Source organism: Sphingomonas sp. Xoc002 (assembly GCF_050408055.1).
GTDB classification, from domain to species: domain Bacteria; phylum Pseudomonadota; class Alphaproteobacteria; order Sphingomonadales; family Sphingomonadaceae; genus Sphingomonas; species Sphingomonas yabuuchiae.
On the sequence record NZ_CP191175.1, the window covers coordinates 1,068,142 to 1,087,846 of the forward strand.

At 62.8% G+C, this 19,705-nt stretch carries 19 protein-coding genes and 3 pseudogenes; 8 read left to right on the top strand and 14 right to left on the bottom strand.

Going from position 1 to position 19,705, the window contains the following annotated elements:
• The first annotated feature begins 91 nt into the window (after positions 1-91).
• The 3 genes and pseudogenes from ACQR50_RS04920 to ACQR50_RS04930 form a co-directional block, all read left to right on the top strand.
• A complete protein-coding gene (locus ACQR50_RS04920; protein WP_428970031.1) occupies positions 92-1,723 on the top strand; it encodes a methyl-accepting chemotaxis protein in 1,632 nt (543 codons plus the stop codon).
• A 377-nt stretch (positions 1,724-2,100) separates the two neighbouring features.
• Positions 2,101-3,054: pseudogene (locus tag ACQR50_RS04925) on the top strand (IS481 family transposase); the annotation flags it as partial.
• A 3-nt stretch (positions 3,055-3,057) separates the two neighbouring features.
• Positions 3,058-3,372 (top strand): annotated as a pseudogene (locus ACQR50_RS04930) (transposase); the annotation flags it as partial.
• Positions 3,373-3,822: 450 nt separating this feature from the next.
• Here ACQR50_RS04930 and ACQR50_RS04935 read toward each other — a convergent pair.
• The 4 genes and pseudogenes from ACQR50_RS04935 to ACQR50_RS04950 all read right to left on the bottom strand — a co-directional run bounded on the left by ACQR50_RS04935 (position 3,823) and on the right by ACQR50_RS04950 (position 6,385).
• Positions 3,823-4,305: a DUF421 domain-containing protein gene (locus ACQR50_RS04935; protein ID WP_428970032.1), complete on the bottom strand. Its 483-nt coding sequence runs from the start codon at positions 4,303-4,305 to the stop codon at positions 3,823-3,825.
• The gene (locus tag ACQR50_RS04940; protein ID WP_428970033.1) at positions 4,305-4,832 is read right to left on the bottom strand and encodes a hypothetical protein; all 528 of its coding nucleotides are present in this window, start codon (positions 4,830-4,832) and stop codon (positions 4,305-4,307) included. The genes ACQR50_RS04935 and ACQR50_RS04940 overlap by 1 nt, the downstream gene beginning before the upstream one ends.
• A gap of 94 nt (positions 4,833-4,926) precedes the next feature.
• On the bottom strand, positions 4,927-5,661 hold the full coding sequence (locus ACQR50_RS04945; RefSeq protein ID WP_428970034.1) for a phosphatase PAP2 family protein: 735 nt from the start codon (positions 5,659-5,661) through the stop codon (positions 4,927-4,929).
• 105 nt (positions 5,662-5,766) lie between these two features.
• Positions 5,767-6,385: pseudogene (locus ACQR50_RS04950) on the bottom strand (tyrosine-type recombinase/integrase).
• Positions 6,386-6,583: 198 nt separating this feature from the next.
• On the opposite strand from ACQR50_RS04950, the gene ACQR50_RS04955 reads away from it, so the two are divergent.
• Entirely contained in the window at positions 6,584-7,054 is a 471-nt protein-coding gene (locus tag ACQR50_RS04955) for a J domain-containing protein (protein ID WP_428970035.1), read from the top strand.
• Between the two features lie 129 nt (positions 7,055-7,183).
• On the opposite strand, the gene ACQR50_RS04960 is transcribed toward ACQR50_RS04955, so the two are convergent.
• The 3 genes from ACQR50_RS04960 to ACQR50_RS04970 all read right to left on the bottom strand — a co-directional run bounded on the left by ACQR50_RS04960 (position 7,184) and on the right by ACQR50_RS04970 (position 8,997).
• Positions 7,184-7,369, bottom strand: a complete 186-nt coding sequence (locus tag ACQR50_RS04960; protein ID WP_428970036.1) for a helix-hairpin-helix domain-containing protein — start codon at positions 7,367-7,369, stop codon at positions 7,184-7,186.
• Positions 7,370-7,567: 198 nt separating this feature from the next.
• Positions 7,568-8,515 carry an SMP-30/gluconolactonase/LRE family protein gene (locus ACQR50_RS04965; RefSeq protein WP_428970037.1) on the bottom strand — a complete coding sequence of 316 codons (948 nt, stop codon included), beginning with the start codon at positions 8,513-8,515 and terminating at the stop codon, positions 7,568-7,570.
• Positions 8,512-8,997, bottom strand: a complete 486-nt coding sequence (locus ACQR50_RS04970) for a hypothetical protein (protein ID WP_428970038.1) — start codon at positions 8,995-8,997, stop codon at positions 8,512-8,514. The genes ACQR50_RS04965 and ACQR50_RS04970 overlap by 4 nt, the downstream gene beginning before the upstream one ends.
• Positions 8,998-9,168: 171 nt before the next feature.
• Between ACQR50_RS04970 and ACQR50_RS04975 the strand changes: the two genes are divergently transcribed.
• Positions 9,169-10,098, top strand: coding sequence for an alpha/beta hydrolase fold domain-containing protein (locus ACQR50_RS04975; RefSeq protein ID WP_428970039.1), 930 nt, complete (start codon positions 9,169-9,171; stop codon positions 10,096-10,098).
• A 98-nt stretch (positions 10,099-10,196) separates the two neighbouring features.
• Here the strand turns inward: ACQR50_RS04975 and ACQR50_RS04980 are convergent, their stop codons facing one another.
• Together ACQR50_RS04980 and ACQR50_RS04985 are read right to left on the bottom strand one after the other, a co-directional pair.
• The gene (locus ACQR50_RS04980) at positions 10,197-11,141 is read right to left on the bottom strand and encodes an arginase family protein (RefSeq protein WP_428970040.1); all 945 of its coding nucleotides are present in this window, start codon (positions 11,139-11,141) and stop codon (positions 10,197-10,199) included.
• A 52-nt stretch (positions 11,142-11,193) separates the two neighbouring features.
• The gene (locus ACQR50_RS04985) at positions 11,194-11,427 is read right to left on the bottom strand and encodes a hypothetical protein (protein WP_428970041.1); all 234 of its coding nucleotides are present in this window, start codon (positions 11,425-11,427) and stop codon (positions 11,194-11,196) included.
• Positions 11,428-11,660: 233 nt separating this feature from the next.
• Between ACQR50_RS04985 and ACQR50_RS04990 the strand changes: the two genes are divergently transcribed.
• Both ACQR50_RS04990 and ACQR50_RS04995 read left to right on the top strand, forming a co-directional pair.
• Positions 11,661-11,912 carry a hypothetical protein gene (locus tag ACQR50_RS04990; RefSeq protein ID WP_428970042.1) on the top strand — a complete coding sequence of 84 codons (252 nt, stop codon included), beginning with the start codon at positions 11,661-11,663 and terminating at the stop codon, positions 11,910-11,912.
• Positions 11,913-12,314: 402 nt separating this feature from the next.
• Positions 12,315-13,370 (top strand): patatin-like phospholipase family protein, encoded by a 1,056-nt coding sequence (locus ACQR50_RS04995; RefSeq protein WP_428970043.1) that lies wholly within the window; start codon positions 12,315-12,317, stop codon positions 13,368-13,370.
• 26 nt (positions 13,371-13,396) lie between these two features.
• On the opposite strand, the gene ACQR50_RS05000 is transcribed toward ACQR50_RS04995, so the two are convergent.
• From ACQR50_RS05000 to ACQR50_RS05015, 4 genes are all read right to left on the bottom strand, one after another.
• Positions 13,397-14,734: a DUF2254 family protein gene (locus ACQR50_RS05000; RefSeq protein ID WP_428970044.1), complete on the bottom strand. Its 1,338-nt coding sequence runs from the start codon at positions 14,732-14,734 to the stop codon at positions 13,397-13,399.
• 1 nt (position 14,735) lies between these two features.
• Positions 14,736-15,668: a DMT family transporter gene (locus tag ACQR50_RS05005; protein ID WP_428970045.1), complete on the bottom strand. Its 933-nt coding sequence runs from the start codon at positions 15,666-15,668 to the stop codon at positions 14,736-14,738.
• Positions 15,669-15,750: 82 nt separating this feature from the next.
• Positions 15,751-16,209, bottom strand: coding sequence for a hypothetical protein (locus ACQR50_RS05010; protein ID WP_428970046.1), 459 nt, complete (start codon positions 16,207-16,209; stop codon positions 15,751-15,753).
• Positions 16,210-16,870: 661 nt separating this feature from the next.
• The gene (locus ACQR50_RS05015) at positions 16,871-17,767 is read right to left on the bottom strand and encodes an AraC family transcriptional regulator (protein WP_428970047.1); all 897 of its coding nucleotides are present in this window, start codon (positions 17,765-17,767) and stop codon (positions 16,871-16,873) included.
• 148 nt (positions 17,768-17,915) lie between these two features.
• Between ACQR50_RS05015 and ACQR50_RS05020 the strand changes: the two genes are divergently transcribed.
• The gene (locus ACQR50_RS05020; RefSeq protein WP_428970048.1) at positions 17,916-18,641 is read left to right on the top strand and encodes an SDR family oxidoreductase; all 726 of its coding nucleotides are present in this window, start codon (positions 17,916-17,918) and stop codon (positions 18,639-18,641) included.
• A gap of 142 nt (positions 18,642-18,783) precedes the next feature.
• Here the strand turns inward: ACQR50_RS05020 and ACQR50_RS05025 are convergent, their stop codons facing one another.
• Positions 18,784-19,680 (bottom strand): DMT family transporter, encoded by an 897-nt coding sequence (locus tag ACQR50_RS05025; protein ID WP_428970049.1) that lies wholly within the window; start codon positions 19,678-19,680, stop codon positions 18,784-18,786.
• Positions 19,681-19,705: the final 25 nt, after the last annotated feature.

Genomic DNA, 19,705 nt, shown 5'->3' on the forward strand with positions numbered 1-19,705 from the left:
GCTGACCTTGACGACGAACTTCGTCATATACACCAAAAAGGATCAGGTTCGCGAAACGACGAATATCAACGAGCACACGTACAAGGTCATCATGGCCTCCAACAAGCTCGTCGAGGCGATGATCAATCAGGAAACGGGGCTTCGCGGCTATCTATTGACGGCCAACCGGGATTTTCTGGCGCCCTATGACCAGGGGGCGTCGGACTTCGACCGCGCCATGACGCAAGCCCGTCAATTGACCCGCGACAATCCGGGGCAGCAGGTTCGCCTGACCGATGTCGGTGCGTTGGCCAAGCGCTGGCGTGACGAGGTGGCGCGGCCCAATATCGCGTTGATGACCGTGCCCGCGACACAGGCGGAGGCGCGCGCCAGTGCGGCGAAGGGACTGGGCAAGGCGCTGATGGACCGGCTGCGTGCACAGGCGGGGGCCGTGATCGCGACGGAAAACCGGTTGCTGGCCGAAAGGCAGGCGTCGCAGGAGGCGGCCTTCGTCATGATTTCCCGCGCCATCTTCGGGGGAATGCTGATCAGCCTGTTGCTGGCCGTCGCCATCCTCGTCCTGCTGGTCCGGCAGATCGCCCGGCCGGTGAACGCCGTCACTCATGGCCTGACGGCATTGGCGAGCGGGAACATGGCCGTGACGTCGATCGATGCCGACCGGCGCGACGAGGTCGGGCAGCTGGCGGCCGCGCTCGACAATCTGCGCGGGCGCTTGCTCGCGGCGGACGAGGCCAAGAACGCGCAGGCCCGCCTCATCGTCGACAGCGTGGGGGCGGCCCTGTCCAAATTGGCGGAGGGCGATCTGCTGTCCCGGCTGGACAGCGATCTCGACGGTCCCTTCGCCGCGATCAAGCGCGACTTCAATCGGGCGGCGGACGCGCTTCAGGCCGCCATGGCCCAGGTTTCCGCCTCGACCGGCGGCATCATCGACGGCGCTTCGGATATCCGCCAGGCCTCGGACGACCTGTCGCAGCGGACCGAGCAACAGGCGGCCAGCCTGGAGGAAACCGCCGCTGCGATGGCCGAGATCACGACCACCGTGCGCAAGACGGCCGAGCAGGCGGGGCTGGCCCGCCAGATGGTCGGCCAGGCCAAGGACGAGGTCCAGCATTCCGGCCGGATCATGGAAGATGCGGTGGCGGCGATGAACGGGATCGAGCGCGCCTCGACCGAAATCTCCGACATCATTTCGGTCATCGACGGCATCGCGTTCCAGACCAATTTGCTCGCGCTGAACGCCGGGGTCGAGGCGGCGCGGGCGGGCGATGCCGGAAAGGGCTTTGCCGTCGTCGCCTCGGAGGTTCGTGCGCTGGCGCAAAGATCGGCCGATGCGGCCAAGGACGTGAAGGCGCGCATCTCGGTGTCCGCCGAACAGGTCGATGCCGGTGTCGGGCTGGTCAACGAAACGGGCCAGGCGCTGGCGCGTATCGTGACGCGCATCACGGAGATCAACCATCTGATCAACGACATCGCCGTCTCTGCGGAAAACCAGAGCAGCGGGCTTCAACAGGTCAACATCGCGGTCGGCCAGATGGACATGGTGACGCAGCAGAATGCCGCCATGGTCGAAGAGGCGACGGCGGCGGTCCGCAGCCTGGCGGGGGAGGCCGACGAACTCTCCCGGCAAATGGCGCGCTTCTCGATCGCCCATCATGCAGGACGGACCACGACGAATATCGCCAGCCTGGACGACCACCGTTATCGGCGCGCCGCCATCGGATAGGACGCCCCGCTGTCGGGCACGACCCGACGGTGATCGCCATCCATGCCCCGCAGCAAGGGTGATCCCCTCGCTGCGGGGCATGGATGGCGCTGCCGGAAATGGAAGGCCCATCCCTGGAGTGTTCGATCGCCGAACATGTCGAATGTCGTCGCGCCCAAGAATGGCGAGAGCATGGAGCGGGTCGGAAAACACGGCTCCGGTCGCAGAAAGGGCTACTGGCCAGGAAGTTTGGCCAAGTTCGGCGCGCGGAATTGCTCTCCCGGCTTTCGGAATGAGTATGAGAGGAAAAGGGCGCACTCAATAGCCAGGATTCGCCCTAGGTGTTTGATCCCACGGTTTGATGGTGCGATCCTTTCGTTCGAATGGAAGGATGCCGTATGGGACAGGTACGTCATGGGTGCGCCACGACCACGCACGCCGTACGAGCAGCAATACAGCGATCGCAAGCTTCGCTCGCGACGCTGAGCCGTGAGTTGGGGATCAACCCGAAGACGGTCGCGAAGTGGCGTAAGAGGGCGACGGTCGAGGACCTGAAGACCGGGCCGAAGGCCCCTCATTCAACGACTTTGTCCGAAGCCGACGAGGCGATGGTTGTGGCGTTCCGACGACACACCCTGCTGCCGCTCGACGACTGCCTCTATGCGTTGCAGCCGTCGATCCCGCACCTGACCCGGTCAGCACTGCACCGATGTCTGCAGCGGCATGGTATCTCCCGCCTAACAGATGTCGAGGGCGACAAGCCAAAGCGCCAGCGCTTCAAGCGCTACCCCATTGGCTTCTTCCACATCGATATTGCCAAGGTGCAGACTGCCGAAGGCAAGCTCTATCTGTTCGTCGGCATCGACCGCACGAGCAAGTTCGCCGTCACCCAACTGGTCGACAAGGCTGACAGGCGTACAGCGTGGGAATTCCTCGAGCACCTGCTGAAAGCCGTGCCGTACCGCATTCACACCATCCTCACCGACAACGGCATCCAGTTCGCCGAGCAGCCCCGCAACCGGAACACCGCCTGGTCCCGTCAGATGCGCTTCGATATGATCTGCGAGGCCAACGACATCGAGCACCGGCTCACCAAACCGAACCACCCGTGGACCAACGGACAAGTCGAGCGGATGAACCGGACCATCAAGGAAGCGACCGTCAAACGCTTCCACTATGAGAGCCACGACCAGCTCCGGACGCACCTCGCCGACTTCATGGCCGCCTACAACTTCGCCCGCCGGCTCAAGACCCTCAGCGGTCTCACCCCCTACGAATACATCGCCAAGATCTGGACGTCAGAGCCAGACCGGTTCATCGTCGATCCGATCCACCAGATGCCGGGACTGAACACTTTGAGCTTCTTCATGACCGCGGGCCAGGTCAGCGACTACGCTGGCGCTGCAGCGCTGCTCGGCGACCGCGGCTACGACGCCGACTGGTTCAGGGACTCCCTCCAAGCCAAAGGTATCCAGCCCTGCATCCCGGGTCGTAGGTCGCGCAACAAACCGGTCCGGTACGGCAAGCTCCGCTACCGGCGTCGTAGCCGCATCAAGATCATGTTCGGCCGCCTTAAGGACTGGTGCCGCGTCGCAACCCGCTACGACCGCTGCCCCACCGCATTCTTCTCCGCCGTCGCCCTCGCTGCCACCGTTATCTTCTGGCTGTGATCAACGAGTCCGGACCCTAGCGATCGATCTGGTTGGGAGATAGCGGGGCTGCCGGATCGGAGATGGGGCAATCCGGATCTTGGTGCGGCTCATACGCAATGACCCATTGCGGATAGCCATCCGGTGACATGGTGATGTCGGCATGGCCAACCGGGTCGTTGCCGGTCTCGATCCACCCGGCCCCGTGGCAATAATCGCAGATTGCCCGCTTGCACCGGAAGCTGACCAGATCGATCTCGGTGTTCCATTGCCCGTATCCCCGGCAAATCGGGCATTTCGCATCGAGGTTCCCGTTTCGTGGCTGAAGCGGGATGATGTCGAAAGCGTGGGGGCTGTTTGGTCCGTCGCAATAGACGACGTTGCTGGCATGGGCGATCGGTCTTCTCCTACACCCCGGCCGAACGAATTATCCAAGATGGGGTTTCCGCCATCGTGACGGAGTGGATGGCGTTACGCAGCACCGGCGTCATTGTCGTCGGGCTGCACCTCGCCACCATCTTTGCGGATGAAGCTGATCTTGCCCTGCGTCTCGAGGATAGCCCAGGCGACCTGATTCATGTGGGCAATACCGGCCAGTCGCATCTCTGCTTCGACCTCTGCGCGCGTGATGCGGTCGCGGCGGAGATTTGCGTCGATCAGTTCACCATCCCGAATGATGACCTGCGGTCGGCCGTCCAGCAGCGTCTCCAGCTTGGGTGAGAGGTAGGTCGCCCAGCTCATCACCAGCGCCCAGAAGGCGAACGTGGCGATAGCCAGGATCGAACCGGTCAGGCTGAAGTCGTTGTGCGTGACGCCTTGCTGGACCAAATCGCCCATTACCACGATGACCACCAATTCGAATGGCGTCAGCTGTCCGATCTCGCGTTTCCCCAGCAGCCGCAGCAACAGGTAGAGCGCCGCGAATGTGACGGAAGCCCGCAGGACGATGTCCATTATGGCAGGACCGGGATGGTGACATGGGCCTTGGTCAGGGGGGTATCGTCATCCAGAAGCGTGACGTTTCCCGCTACGCGCCCGATCAGTGGCGGATTTGTCTGGCCGTCGATTTTGACCTCCAACGTCTCCCCCGCCTTCAAGGGGCCGTACTCAAAGCGATACTGCCCGTCCTTGAAGCTTTCGTTGGCGGGGGCTGGTACCTGGCTGTTGATGGTCAGATCGCGCCACAGGGATGCGTCCACCCCGATCACCGGCTTGGCAATGGCTTGTCGGGCGGTGACCCGGATGTGGGTCTCGAAAAACAGGCCGCTGCGCAGCGGGCGGGCGATCTTCAGCTCCAATGAAGCGGCGGGAGCAGAGACAAACGTCACGGGCGCAGGTGCACCGCCGAGCAGTCCACTCGCCGCGACGGCCATAGCCGTGCCCAGCACAATGAATGCGAGCGGGCTGGCGTGCGCCCGAAGCCCCCGCACGGGTGCCACATGGCGCTCTTCGATGCCATCGGGCAGGTCGGTGTCACCCATCTGCGTCACCGAGCCAATTTGTCTGGCAGACGCGTAGACACGACATCATTTAGCTCAGTCCTCGGGGTCCATCCCATCATGAGGCATAAGGGCCTCATGGGTGAGCCAATGCAATAAACTCAGGTGAATCAGGTGCCGGTTGGGACGATCCCACGTCCTCGCCATTTTGCTGGATGCGAGGCGACGACAGCGCCACTGCACGACGGATGACTGGCGTCGCGCCGTCATCGCTGATGCCACGCTGCCGTTTTGCGAAGCCGCGCTCGGCCCATTGAACCGCTGAATCGATCGCCGCATTGCTCACGCGTTCAGCGATCAGGCCAATGGCGATCCCGGCCAGGACATCGCCAGCATAATGCGTTCCGCGCGGCACCTGTACGACGGACACCGACAGTGCCGCACCACGGGCAAAGACCGCATGGCCTGGATATGCTCGTGCGATGGCCTCTCCGACTGCGACGGCACCAGCGCTGTGCCCAGATGGGAACGAATTCTCCTCGTGGCGGTCGCTATCACCTTGACGCACCCGAGGATCGTCACCGTCTTTCGGGCGCCTGCGGTTGATCACGGCTTTGATCCTGCTCTTAGCCCAGGTGGCAAGGGTGTGAGCAGCCAACATTCTGACGCCGGCCCCGGCGAGGTACGCATCCCGTTGGGCGATACCAACCGCGACCGTGGCGGCGCAAATCATCCGCATCTGTGGCTGATCACCGATCTCGCTGGCGGCACCGATCAACCGCACTGGCCAGCTATCGCGCTCGTTGTTCACCTCTGAGGTGATTTTCTGGTCGGCCTGTTCGACAGCGGTAGGTCTGCGTTCCCCATCCATGGCGGTTCAACAGATGGATCAATCCTTTGGCTCCGTCTCGGCTCAGGCTTTCTCATTCCATGTGGTAAGAAGTTTTCGTTCGTGAGCGTCAGGTTCTGGGTCCGGTTAAACGTCCGTTCGTTCGGCTAATCGAAAAGCGTCCTCCACATCGACCCCCAAATAGCGGACGGTGCTGTCAGCCTTTGCGTGACCAAGGAGAATTTGAACGGCGCGGAGCTTGCCGGTCGCCTTGTAGATAATCGAGGCCTTGCTTCGCCGAAGCGAGCAGGTTCCGTAATCCTGCGGGGGCAGGCCGATGCCGATCACCCATTCCCGTATAAGATAGCCATATCGGCGTGTGCTCATGTGAGCCATGGAATCGTTGCGGCTCGGGAAGACGAAATCGTTGAGTGTACCACCGCGCCGTTCCAGCCAAGCACCTATTGTTTTACGGGCCGTGTTCATCAGATCTAACCGAACAGGACGCTTGGTCTTCTGCTGTACGATGATGGCGCAATCCCGGACACGCCCGCCCGATACCAGATCGCCGATGCGAATTTTGACCACGTTGCAACCGCGTGATTTGCTATCGATAGCAAGGTCGGACAGCGCTCGATCACGTAATCGCTGGTGTTGATCGAGCCAAAAGCGAATGCCCCCAAACCTGCTGCTGCTTAAGCGCCCGCTTGGCACCGACCAACCGGCCTTTATTCCAGGGGAGAAGTTCGTGGAAGGCAAGGCTCATCGCCGAGCGACCCAACGCTTATCTCCATGGCGCGGAGGCGATTGTCGTTTTGTCGAAACACCAAAGTTGCGTATGATGGGAGTGGCCATCTGACGGTTGGTGCCAAAAGCTGCACTTCGCATCGCCGAGAAGGCCCGATTGCGATCACCCGCCAGGTAGCCGTTTGTTTTTTGCGTTGTAGCGACAGGTGACAACCGAATGGCTCTATCACCCGACTATTATGCCGTTCTCGGGGTGCCCTCGACGGCCAGTCGCGATGCGATTCACCGCGCGTGGAAGGCGCTGCTTCGTCAATATCACCCCGATGCCAATCATGGTGTGGACGTTTCTGCTCGCGCGAAGGAGATCAACGAGGCGTATGCCGTTTTAGGCAAGAAGGAAGCGCGCGCTGCCTATGATCGTTTGCAGTCCAGGCCGTCCGTCCATCAGGCTACCGCGGATCGCCCGCTTCACACAAGGAAAGCCGGCAGGCGGCCGATGCGACCTAACCCGTCAATGCAGCCCAGCGGTAGCTTCTCGCAGCCGTTAGATACCAACGACTGGCTGATCGGCCTGCTACTGCTGATCCTCACCGCCGCGCCATTGGGTACGATCCTGGTACTGTGTTACGAGGAGTCTGGATCAACATCTACCGTCCGACATAGCGTGACCGTTCACCGCGTTCCCTAGCTTGCCGCCAAAGCCGTCCACACGTCATCGGGCACGGTCGACAGCCTGCCTCCTAAAAGTCGCCGAAGTCGGGCAGCGGAAAAGGGGTCACGAACGCTTGATCCTGGGTCTTCATGGCATTGAACGACGTCATTCAACCGAGACGGCGGCCTCCGCCCCGTTCCACTTGCCTGCGAGACCCGGCACCTCCTCGAGTTGGCGTACCTTGCTGAAGTTGCCACGCTCGTCCCGATATCTCACGATCTCAAAACCATGCCCTCTCAACTGGGGCACGGCATCCAGTTCCGCAGCGGTCGCGCTGTTCAGGTCGATCATCAACGTCTCCTATGGACCCACATGAACGAACGGTGCTGGATGGCGTGCCATCGATTGCCAGACCGGCGTTTGTTTGTCGGATGGGGCGGGGCAGCGGCTATGCCGAGGTGGTGTCATCCCGATGCGGGTATCGCGATCTCGGGCCGCGCATCTCTGCGGGATGCCGCCCTGCCGGGCAATCGGTGCAACCGGCAGTGGCTATGCCAGATTCAGCATCCAAAGGTGTACGCCGCCAGTCACAAATAAACGCTCTTCGTTCATATCGAACGCGCAATTGCTGCACGTTCCAGGGGTCGGTACCGTCGCGAGATGCGTGCCTGCGGCGTCGAACAGTTCGACCCCCTTTGCCGAACTGCTCCATAGCCAGCCGCGTCGGTCGACGGTGAAGCCGTCGGGTATTCCTTCAGCCACCGTCGCGAACTGGCGTCGGTTCGACAGCGTGACCCCGTCCCAGTCGAATGCATAGATGGCGACCTCGCCCTCGCCATGCTCGGGCGTTTGTGAGGCGTAAAACGTCCGCTGATCGGGCGAGAAGGCGAGGCCATTGGGCTGCGCCATGTCGGCCATCCGCTGCACCGTGCCGTCATTGCCGATCCGACAGATTGCGGTGCGCCCGCTTTCCGAACTGCCGGGCACGCCTTGTTTGGGATTCTCCAGTCCAAAGGTCGGGTCGCTGAACCAGATCGCCCCATCGAGGGCGACGATCAGGTCATTGGGCGCGTTGAGACGGCTGCCTTCTGCTGCCCATGCGATCGGCGTTGCAACGCCTTTACCGTCGGACCGGCTGATTGCGCGGCGACCATGTTCGCAGTGCACCAGCGCGCCATCCGGCATCACGGCATTGCCGTTGATGAACGGCGTCGCGTCGAGCAACACGTCGACTGCACCGTTCTCGCGCCAGCCCAACACACGGCGGCCGACAATGTCACTCCATACCAGCGTTCGTTCGCGCGGCCACCAGGTCGGCCCCTCGCTCCAGCTCGCCCGGTCGTACAGCGTGACGAGCCGAGCGTCACCGAGCACCGCGTTCGCGTCGGCATGGTGGATCACAGGGGGTGCCACCTCGGTCGGCTCGGGCGGTCCGGGCTGACGCAACCGGGCAGGGATCAGCAACGGGGCGAGCGGCGTCGCCTGTGCGCCCGTCATGCCCCGAACGGGTCGCGTGTCTGCGCGGCGGGCGACGTGGCGAACTGGATCATGATCTGGAAACAGGGCTCGTCGCCGATCTGGCCCGATCGGTGCCCCTTGGCATCGGTCGTGTCCTGGTCCTGGCCGAAATGGATGTCGCCCGGCCCCATCTCCACACGATTTCCGTCCATCGTCTCGATGAACCAGCGTCCGCGCAACGGAATCACCCACTGCGGCTTGGGACTTTCGTGCCAGTCCCCGACCCAGCCCACCGGCAAAATCGCGAAGTTGATCGCGCTTACTTCGCCCGGGAACGGCCGCATCCATTGCGGGTCCGCCCCGCCGCCCACGCTTTTCTGACCAAAGCCGGTCATGTGCGACAGGTCGATCCGGCTGCCGCCATCCGCCCCGGTCCAAATATGGAGGAAGGGTAACACCGGCGGCTGCTCGGCATCGGTGCCGTCGTTGTCGAGCGTCACCCCGGTCGGCAGATCGGTCATCCTCGTTTCCTCCACCCAGACGACCCGGCAGGATCGCGCAGCGATGGCCCAACGGCGTAGGGGCGCGGAGGTTTCGTGCGATCCGGAACGTCGCGGGCTTCGGAACCAGCGGCGCGGTCTCACGATTGAGCGCGATCGCCCTGAAGCAGGGCGGCCGTAGAAAGGGCTGGCATGGTTTCCGATACTCCACCGACGCATACCGGCGACCGCGCGAAGGCCAGCACACTGACCATCACCACGGACCGGCCCCGCATCGACGAGGTCGGGGAGGTGATTTATCATCAGGTGAAGCGGATCGATGCGGTTCGCGGGATGCGCATGACGCTGCTGGTGCCGCGTACCTCCGATCGGAAGCCTGCGATCCTCTATGTGCCGGGGGGCGGCTTCACGTCGGCGGCACACCGCAAATTCATCGAGATGCGGCTCGCGCTCGCCCAGGCAGGGTTCGTCGTCGCCGCTGCCGAATATCGGGTCGTGCCCGATGTCTTTCCAGCTCCGCTCGAGGATGGCAAGGCCGCCATCCGTTATCTGCGGTCGCACGCCGACGAATACGGTGTCGATCCCGACCGGATCGGCGTGCTCGGCGACAGCGCCGGGGGCTGGCTGGCGCAGATGCTGGCGATGACTGGCGACACTTCCGACTATGACCGGGGCGATTGGCTGGACATGTCATCCGCCGTGCAGGCGGCGGTGTCCCTCTATGGCATTTCAGACCTGCGCAACATCGGTGCGGGATTTTCCGACACGGTTGGCCAGGTCCATGCCTCGACCGCCTCGACGGAAGCGTTGCTGGTTCACGGCGTCGCGTTCGGCGATTTTGCAGGAGCGACCATCGGCAGCGATCCGGCCAAGGCGCTCGCGGCCAGCCCGATCGGCCATCTGTCGGGGCCAAAACCCCCGTTGTTGCTGATGCACGGCAGTGCCGACGATCTCGTCTCACCGGTGCAGAGCGAGCAGATGGCCGCGGCCTTGCGAGAGCGTGACGCCGAGGTCGACCATGTGGTGGTGGACGATGCCGGGCATGGCAACGGCCCATGGTTCCAACCGGCGTTGATCGAGTATGTCGTCGCGTGGTTCCGGGAGAAGCTCTTCAAGCGCTGACAATCGCAATGCCTTGGCCGCGAACCCGGTCCGCACACAATATGAAGTCGAGTGCCAAGCGGATTGCACGCTCCAATCTGTCAATGTGATCGTTGACGCTATTCGCATTGCCGACGCATCGTCGCCATGAGTGTAAGTCCTAACCGTGCCGCGAGCAGGGCGGACGAGCGTGCGGCATCATCTCGGTCGGGAGCATATTCGGCGATGACGGCTCCGGCTATCGTGCCCCGTGCCGTGAGGCCGTCGAACAGCGCGAGCATATCCTCGTAGCCAAGACCTCCCGGCGTCGGCATCGCCACCGCAGGAAATACGGCCGGGTCCAAGCCGTCGCAGTCGATCGAGAGGACGAAACGGCCTCCCGCGGGAAGACAATCCAGAACGGCATCCGCCCCATCCCGATGCCATTCCCGGCTTGTGACGAGCTTGCTTCCCCAGGCTCGAGCATCGTCATGTTGCCACGCTTCACCGCTTCCAAGGCCCCGTATCCCGATTTGCAGCATAGCCTCGACCCAGGGCAACTCGGCGATCCGACGCATCGGCGAACCATATCCCATATTCTCCCCCCGGATTTCGTCGGCCCAGTCGACATGGGCATCGACCTGTACGATCGTCACCGGATCGTGCCCCTCGAACCCGGCAAGAAAGGGAATGGGCACGGAATCGTCTCCGCCCAAGACAAGCGGGAATGCACCCGCCGCGAGGATGCCTGCTGTTGCGGCGGCGATCCTGCTGCGATTGCCCGCGGCATCGCGCACGCGCGTTTTGACATCGCCCAGGTCTCTTCCGACCGATCTCATGGAGAGTTCTTCGGACAGCAAGGTCCGTCCCGTATCAAAGTCGTGCTGCTTGAGTTGGCCGGCCAGTGCCTTCGACGCGGCTCGGATCACGCCCGGTGCTTGCGCCGAATGGCTGGCGATGGCAGCATCGTACGGCGTTGCCTCGCTTGCTCCGAAAACCGCAACCTGCCCCGGCGCGAGGTCGTCCAGGCGTCCGCCGGGGAGGCCAGCGAAGGTCGGATACTCAAAATCAACAGCTTTGCTCATCGGCATCCAATGATCTTGTGCGGATCTTGTTGCGGATATGGCGCGCGCGCCGTCAGCCGTGGATCGCTCCCGATATCGGACGCCGAATGGACGATCGGCCAATTTTGGGAAGCATTTGAATGATGCGGCGCGCCCGCCTCTGTGTCTGGTCCGACAGTCGAGGCGGGAAGCGCCCCACGACCCGCCATCCGTTGTCGCTGTTGGTCAGGATTATGATGCCGTCGCCGCACGCGCGATTGATCGCGGCGAAGGTGAAGGCCCCCACATCCTTGCCGGTGTTAAGCATCGTCGTGCCGTCGGGAAAGCCAAGAAGCTGTCAGCCTAGGCGAAAGCCGGTCCAGGGCGGACAGCTAGTGGCTTTCGTTCCGGCGCCTATCTCGGATGTCAGGTCGGCCTGTGATTTGCTGCGCTCGTCATGAACCGTTTCAATCCAACAGCGGCGCCAAATTTTTTAAAATAGCCGAAGCGGAACTATATAGTTCTGACCCATGTTGTGAAAACGATTTTGGGAGATCCGATATGAATGATGTTCAGTGGAAAGCTACTGCCATTCTAACCGGTCGCAGGATCGCTACCAAGTTTGGAAACTTGGCTACTTGCATCGCAGAGTTCGAGGCTCTGAACACCGCACAACGCTTGTCCGCAAGGATCATCGTACCGGGCTGTATGAGCATCGGCAAGGGCGCCGCAGTTCGTACTCTTTCTACTGATACAATCCGGGTGCTGGCAGCGCAGCTTTCGGCCGCAAAGCGCCGTGTGCAGGTTATTTGACCTAGGATGCCCAGTTGCGGAAAGGCCAATAATCACCGATAGGGGAGGCGGATTGCACAAACCATTTGTTCGATTCAGTTCACCAATCGGCTCTTTATCATTTTATCAGCTTCGGTGAGCCGCGTAGTTCCCCTAGACATACCGTACGCGGGTGGAAATTCGTGCGAGTTTGCTGAACCAGGAAAGGTTGCGCATTGCTGTTTCCAGTCCGGCATCTGGTAGGTCGGTTCGTCATCGGTTCAATGCACCAGATGCCCGCACCAAACACTTGCCTGCCCCTCTGAAGCTTTAATCGAGCAGCGTTATGCTGCACTGCATCCAAAGTTGCTGCTGCCCGTTAGGCCCGGACCGGACCATGGCTGACCTCATACATCGAGGGCAGGGGATCCTTTGGGAGCAGTTATGAGCGAATGTAGATCATCCCCATCCAACACCAGCAAGCCTCGACTGGCCCTAGCGCTTCAGGGCGGCGGAGCGCACGGCGCCTATGGCTGGGGCGTGCTTGAGCGGCTGCTGGAGGAGGACATCGAGATCGTCGCCGTCAGCGGTGCAAGCGCGGGAGCTTTGAACGGTACTGCCCTGGTCGCCGGGCTCGCCGACGGCGGACGGGCCGGGGCGCTGGCGGGACTGGAGCGGTTGTGGAAGGCGGTCGCAGACGGATCGCCGCTGCGGCCGTTCGACCATCAATGGGGCGGGCCGCTATTCGAGCCATGGTTCCGCCGCTCACTGGAAATGTCCAAGATGATGGGGCGCTATGTCGCTCATCTGTCGCCGCAATTGCGCGAGATGCGCGCGCTGCGCCGAGTGGTGGCGTCGAGCATCGACCTTACCGCATTGACGCGCAATGCGGCATTGCCGCTCTATATCGCCGCGACAGCCGTGTCGAACGGTGCGGCGCGGCTGTTCGGCAACGACGAGATCACGGTCGATGCGATCATGGCCTCTGCGTGCCTGCCCGATCTGTTCGCGGCGGTGACGATCGACGGCGAGGATTATTGGGATGGCGGCTTTTCCGCCAACCCCGCGCTCGAGCCCTTGATCTTCGACGGACATGGCGCGACCGACCTTCTGATCGTGCAGATCACGCCCTTTGCGGTCGAGGACGCGCCGACCTCGCTGGGCGGCATCATCGGGCGGATGAGCGACATCGGTTTCAACGCCTGCCTACTCCGCGACCTGAAGGCGCTTACCGAGATACAGACGATCGCGCGTACGGCGCGGTCCTCCGATCCGGCGATGCAGGCGCTGGCCGCGACCAACCTGCACATGATGCCCGCGCCCCCGGCCCTGGCCGAACGCGGATCGGCCAGCAAGCTCGACACCCGCTGGTCGAAGCTTCAGGAACTGCGCGCGCTGGGCCGTGCCACGGCGGATGCCTGGCTGGATGAGAATGCCGACCAGTTCCGCCGGTCCTCGACCCTGACCGACGACGACTTGCCGGAAGCCGTCGCCGCCTGATCCGGTTCGCCGGTCTGGTCCGTCGATCAGACCGGCGACTGGCCGCAGACGACGCTACTCAGCATGGCGGCTTCGTCATGTAGGCCATGGCGTCGGCAGGCCTGCTCGCACTGGGCAAGGGCCTGACCCATCACGCGCGTTGGGGTATGCGACGCGGCAAGTTGAGCCGCGGTCCGCATGACGCCGGGCATGGCGCGTCTCTGAACGTCCGGCATGACGGGCAGGATAGCCGCCAGCGTATCCAGGATCAGCGCCATGGTCTGATGCTGTCGCGACTCGCTGCTGGCGACCATCAGGCTCTCGATCGTATCGACAAGCTGTAGCGGCAGGCGATCCTCATAGGTCAGCCGCGTGTCGGGGCCTGCGCGGGGCGGGTCCTGCCGCCATGCGACGGCAAGGTCGCGCAGCGCCTGGACAGCGATAGAGCCTACGGCCGGATCCGACCGCGCCGTGGAGATCGCCGTCCAGCCGATCGTGTGGAGATGGTGGAGGCTATAGCCCGCATCGTCCGCGATATCCCGTTTCCGGGTCAGGACCATGGCGGCGCTGACGGCTTGCACGATATCGTCGTCCGCATGAGCGAGGCTGGCCAGCGGGTCGCCGATCGTGACGAAATCGCCGATCGCCGGGTGGATCGCGATACGCAGATCGGGATGCCTGGCAAGCAAGGCCTCAAGCGCGGATATGTTGACGCGGGCGAGGTGGCCGCTGAGCGGCGCGGGAACGACGGTGCCCGTGACTTGGCCGTTGGGGGCCTTGCTGGCGGTGAGCAGGGGAAGCTGGCGTTGCCGTGCCGTGACGGCGGTGTCGACCATCGCCTCGATCAGCGTCGCCGGACGCATCTGATCGATCGTGCCGTAGATCAGCAGGATCAGCGCGAACAGGGCGACCGCGCCCAATATGGTCGACATCATCACGCCGAAGATCGGCGCCCGCGTATGGGTGGTCTGCACGAGCGTGATCAGCGCGAACAGCGAGATGCCGACGAAAAAGCCGAACCAGGCCCGGTTCGACGATCGCCGCAGATAATGGTCGACGATCTGTGAGTTGAGGACGGTCGCGCCCTGCTGCACCGCCAGGATCAGGATCGAGAAGGTGATCGACGTGACGGTGAACAGACTGCCCGCGATCGCCGTCAGGACGCCGATCGCCGACTGCGTGTCGCCGACATATTGGGCAAGCCATCGCCGCAGGGGGCTCCAGGAGCGCGCCGGACCTGCATGATTGTCCAGCCAATCGATCGCCTCCGCCAGAATGACGAAGGCGAAGACGATCAGGGCGGGAACGGCGATAAATTCGAACAGCGAGCGATGCAGGCGCTCGATGGTCGTGCGGACCGTTTGCCGGGCGGGGCCTTGCACCATGTCAGTGCATCTTGCCGATTGAGATCATCAGAATGCCGATGATCGTCACGACCACGCCTGCCAGTCGCAATTTGGTGATCGGGGTTTTCTTCATGCCGAGCCAGCCGAAATGGTCGAGCACGACCGCCATGATCAGGTTGGCGGTGATGAGAAGGCCATTGAAAACGCCCGCGCCGACCTTGTCGATGAACAGGAGGCCGGTGAACACGGCCAGCGCACCGACCAGCCCTGCGGTCGGCATCCACCATCTGACGGTAGCGACATCGTCGCGGGTCGGTAGCGGCATGGGGCGCAGGATGAAGATCAGCAGGAAGAGCGAGGCAACGGGGATGAATGACAGATCGGCGGCCATCCAGGGATTGGTGACGGCGTGGCGGAGTTCGGCGTTCAGGGCTGCGCCGATCGCCTGCAAGCCGCCACAGACGAGGATGAAGGGGTAAAGCAGCTTGCCCGCCAGCCCCTTGCCTTCCTCTTCGTCATCCTTTTTGCCAGCGCCCAAGGTGATACCGATCACGCCGACGATCATGACGGTGCCACCAATCCACGGGAGTGGCTCGAAACCGCTCTTTTGCAGGCCCAGTACGCCGAAGGCATCCAGGGCTAACGATGCCAGGATGTTGCCCGTGACGGTCAGGCCGTTGAGCGGCCCCGAGCCGACTTTGTCGACGAACAGGAGGCCGGCGACGACGGCGGCCGATCCGGCAACGCCGCCAAAGGCGTCATACCAACGGATCTTGGCGAAGCTGTCCATCTGCGGCAGCGGGAAGGGGATCGCGAAAACGACGAAAGTCAGCACGATGATGATCGGGACGAAGGTCACGAAGGCGGCCAGCCACGGATTGACCAGGCTTTTGCGCAGGAGCGCGCTGAGGGCTGCGCCCATGGCCTGGAACGCGCCGCTCAGGACGATCAGCGGATAGGTAAAAGCCAGCATGGCACGCCCCCTGTTTGGCTGTCACATAGTCTGAGTGGGGACCGCCCCCGGCGCTTCCATGCGCCGGGAGCGGCAAGAGGGATCAGTCGACCAATTCGGCCTTCTTCACGCCGTCCTTGTGAACATGCACCTTGTGACGCTGGCCGTCCTTGGTCGCCATGACCTCGACATGCTTGGGCTTGCGGGTCCGCTCGGCATGATCGCTATAGCCTTCCTCGTCGAGCAGCCTGGTGACATGCTCGTCGGTCAGCTCCGAATCCCCGCCATGTGCATCGCCCCTGTCATGGGGCGGCTTGGGCTGATGCTTCTCGTCGGCCTTGACGGCCTGCCACTCAGCCCCGGCGATACGGATTTCCTTCGCCTTGAACTCGGCGGGCTTATCCTCCCCCTTCACGCTGATCGTCTGACCAGCCGACAGGCTCAGTTCGCGTTCACCACCCGGTCCCAGATCGACCAGCTTGTTGCCTTCATCCGTTTTCAGCGTGAAGCGGTGGGCAAAAACATCTTCGACAGTACCAGTCAGCTCAACAATATTGCTCATGTCAGCGTCCTTCAGCTTTTGCCTATGAGGCGCCGCTCACAACCGATTGCATACGATATCGTTTCTGAAATTCGCGCAATGGCATCGATTATTTGGTGAAGCGGTGTCGAAAGGTTGAACATGAAGAAAAGATGAAAATAAAATGACGGGCGGGGCTTTGGTATTATGGAGGCCGTACGCTCGTAAAAGCAAAAGAACGGCACGTGGTCACCTGTTGACGAGGGGGTGCCTCCTATAATTATTTCTTGTGATCAAGTTATTGGCGTATGCGGTAGGCTATATCTGCAATATAGCCATTGATCCGGAGTGGAATTCCTGTCGGAATCACGCAGTGGCTACAGGGTTGCGGGCAGACAATTACGGGTTATCAGAAAGAATTTGCCAGAGAGCGAAGCGCAATTGCATCCAGGAACAATCGCACCTGTGCGTAGATCGGCGTTTCCCGGCTTGTTCACTCAAGCCGGAGATTTCGGCGAATAGGCGCTCACGCCAATCCAAAAGGGTCGGTACGGGCCGCGTCTCGGACTTGATCGGCGGCCAGAGTGAATGAATGGCTGAAATTGGGACCGTGAAAACTGGACGTGGCTGACCGCAACTCCATTTTTTGCCAGCCTCAGCCGATCCCAGGAGTTCGCAACACCAGCCGCAATCCAAGCCATCGTCACAGCGCCATGGCTGCTGCTGGCGCGGCATGGAGCCGTTCGATGTCGGCACGGGGAGGGGCACCGAACAGTCGCCTGTATTCGCGGCTGAATTGCGATGGGCTCTCATAGCCGACGGCAAAGCCTGCCGTGCTCGCCGTGGCACCCTCCGCCAGCATCAGGCGTCTGGCCTCCTGCAACCGCAGCTGCTTCTGATATTCCAGCGGCGTCATGCGGGTGATCGCCTTGAAATGTGCGTGGAGCGAGGAGGAACTCATCCCGGCCTCGGCTGCGACGTCGTCGATGCGGATCGGCGCATCGAAACGGCGGCGGATGGCGGCGATCGCGCGGCTGACCTGATTGAGATGGCTGCCAGCGGTCGCGACGTGACGAAGCATCGGACCGTGCGGTCCGGTGAGCAGACGATAGAGGATCTCGCGCTCGATCAGCGGCGCCAAGGCGCGGATCGTGTCGGGTCGGTCGAGAAGCCCGACCAGCCGGCATGCCGCGTCGATCAAGTCGGGATCGCCAGGGTAGACGCCGAGCACCGGCAAATCCGTACGGACCACCCCGCCGCCTTCGCTCGCCATGAGATCGGCCAGCATCGCGGCATCGAGATCGATCTTGCAGCAGAGATAGGGTCGCTCGGGGCTCGCATCGAGCACATGACCGACCAGCGGCAAGTCGACCGAGACCAAAAGGTAATGGGCCGCATCATAGACCACGCTGTGCTCGCCGATCGACACCCGCTTCGACCCCTGGGCTATTATGCAAAGGGAGGCCTCGTAGACGGCAGGCGTGGGGGTGCTCGGTGCGTCGGCCCGGATCAGCGACACATGCGGCATCACCGTGCTGCAAATGCCTGTGCCCACGACGTGTCTACCAATAAGGGCGGCGAGTTCGGCGATCCGGTCCATGCCGCCGATCCTTCACCACCCGCGCGTCACGGGCAAGCGCCGGGCGATAATTCTGGAGGATCGTGCAAGCCATTCGGACGATCGCTCTACCGCCCGACATGGGCGATGGCCCATCTGCCTCCCGTCACCACAACGGAAGGACTGCATCATGGCAGGAACTATCGACAAGGTCGTCCTCATCACCGGCGCGTCGAGCGGGATCGGGGAGGCAACTGCGCGCGAACTGGCTGAGACCGGCGCCCGGCTGTTCATCGGCGCGCGTCGCGGAGAGCGTCTGAAGGCACTGGCGGAGGAACTGGGCGAGACCGTCGCTTGGCGCGAACTCGACGTCACCGACGGCGCCGACTTCGACGCGTTCGTCGAGGCCGCTGAAGCACGCTTCGGACGTGTCGACGTGCTGGTCAACAATGCGGGTGTGATGCCGCTCTCGCCGCTCGCTGCGCTCAAGCGCGACGAATGGAAGCGGATGGTCGACGTCAACATCCACGGCGTCCTCAACGGCATCGCCGCCGTGTTGCCCCGGTTCGTGGCGCAGAAGAGCGGCCATGTCGTCAATGTCGCCTCGGTCGCCGCGCACATGGTGATGCCGACCGCCGCGGTTTATTGCGCCACCAAACATGCCGTACGCGCCATCACCGAGGGACTGCGGCAGGAGCATGACGAGGTCCGTTCAACGTTGATCTCGCCGGGCGTGGTCGCCACCGAGCTGGGTCATGACATCACCGATCCTGAGGTTGCGGCGGCCCTGACCGGATGGCGGAAGAAGTCGCTGACGCCGGACGCGATCGCGCGAGCCGTTCGCTATGCCATCGAGCAGCCGGAGGGTGTCGACATCAATGAGGTGATCGTACGCCCGACCGCAGCGGACATGTGAGTGCGTGGGCGTGCCGGTGCCGTAGCAGGCACGCCCACACGACCGGTTCGCCGACACGATCTGCTCGTCCGACCACGATGAACCTATGTTCGGTTACGGGAAGCTAGTTAATGGACCTGAGCGGCCGGTTTCGGGTCTGGACCTAGTCCATTGGCAGACCATGCGTAGCGTCCGCGGCGTGACTGGCGTTAGGGCGCTCACCGCGAACGACGACAATGCTGCCCAGCACGATCAGCATTCCGCCCAGCAGGACCGGCCATCCTATCGGATCACCGAAAAGGCCGATGCCGAGCGCGGCACCGATCAACGGCTCGATGTTTATGAACACCCCTGCACTGGCGCTATCGACGCGGGCCGCGCCATACTGCCATGCGGCCGTGGCGAGGAAGGTGGAGAGGAGGCCCTGCCCGATGATCCCGCTCCAGGCGACCGCGCTGAGCGCGAATGGGGGCGCGCCATGGAGCAGCAGGGCGATCGGCAGCACGGTGAGCGTGGCCACAACCAATGTGACGGCGGGCACAGCCATCGCCGATCGCGTCGCAGGCACGCGCTTCAGCGCCAGCAGCCACGCCAGGAAGACCAGTAGCGATGCCAAAGAGAGTGCGATGCCGATCGCAGTGCCGGCACCGCCAGGCTTTCCGGCGATCAAAGCCGCGCCGCCGGTGGCGGCGACGACGCCGATCCACGACGCGCGCGTGACACGTTCGCCCATCAGATAGGCCGAGACCGCGATCAGCGCAGGCATCGCTCCGACCAACAGGGCAGCAAGAGTGACGGTAACCCCGGCCAGCCCCTCGAACTGGATCACAAAGGCCAATCCGTAAAGCGCACCCGTCAGCAGCACCGGCGGCGAACGGAACAGCGCGCGCGTCTCCTTCGTGGCAAGCGCGAATGGACAAGCAGCGATGCTGGCAACGATGAAGCGGAGCAGCACCATATGCGCTGGGTCGAGTTCGCGCAGGGCCAACTTGCCGAGCGGAAAGCCGAGCCCCCAGGCAAGTCCCGCCAGAGCGAGGGCAAGAAGGGCAAGACGATTCATGCCGTTTCGTTGCCGCATTTCGAAG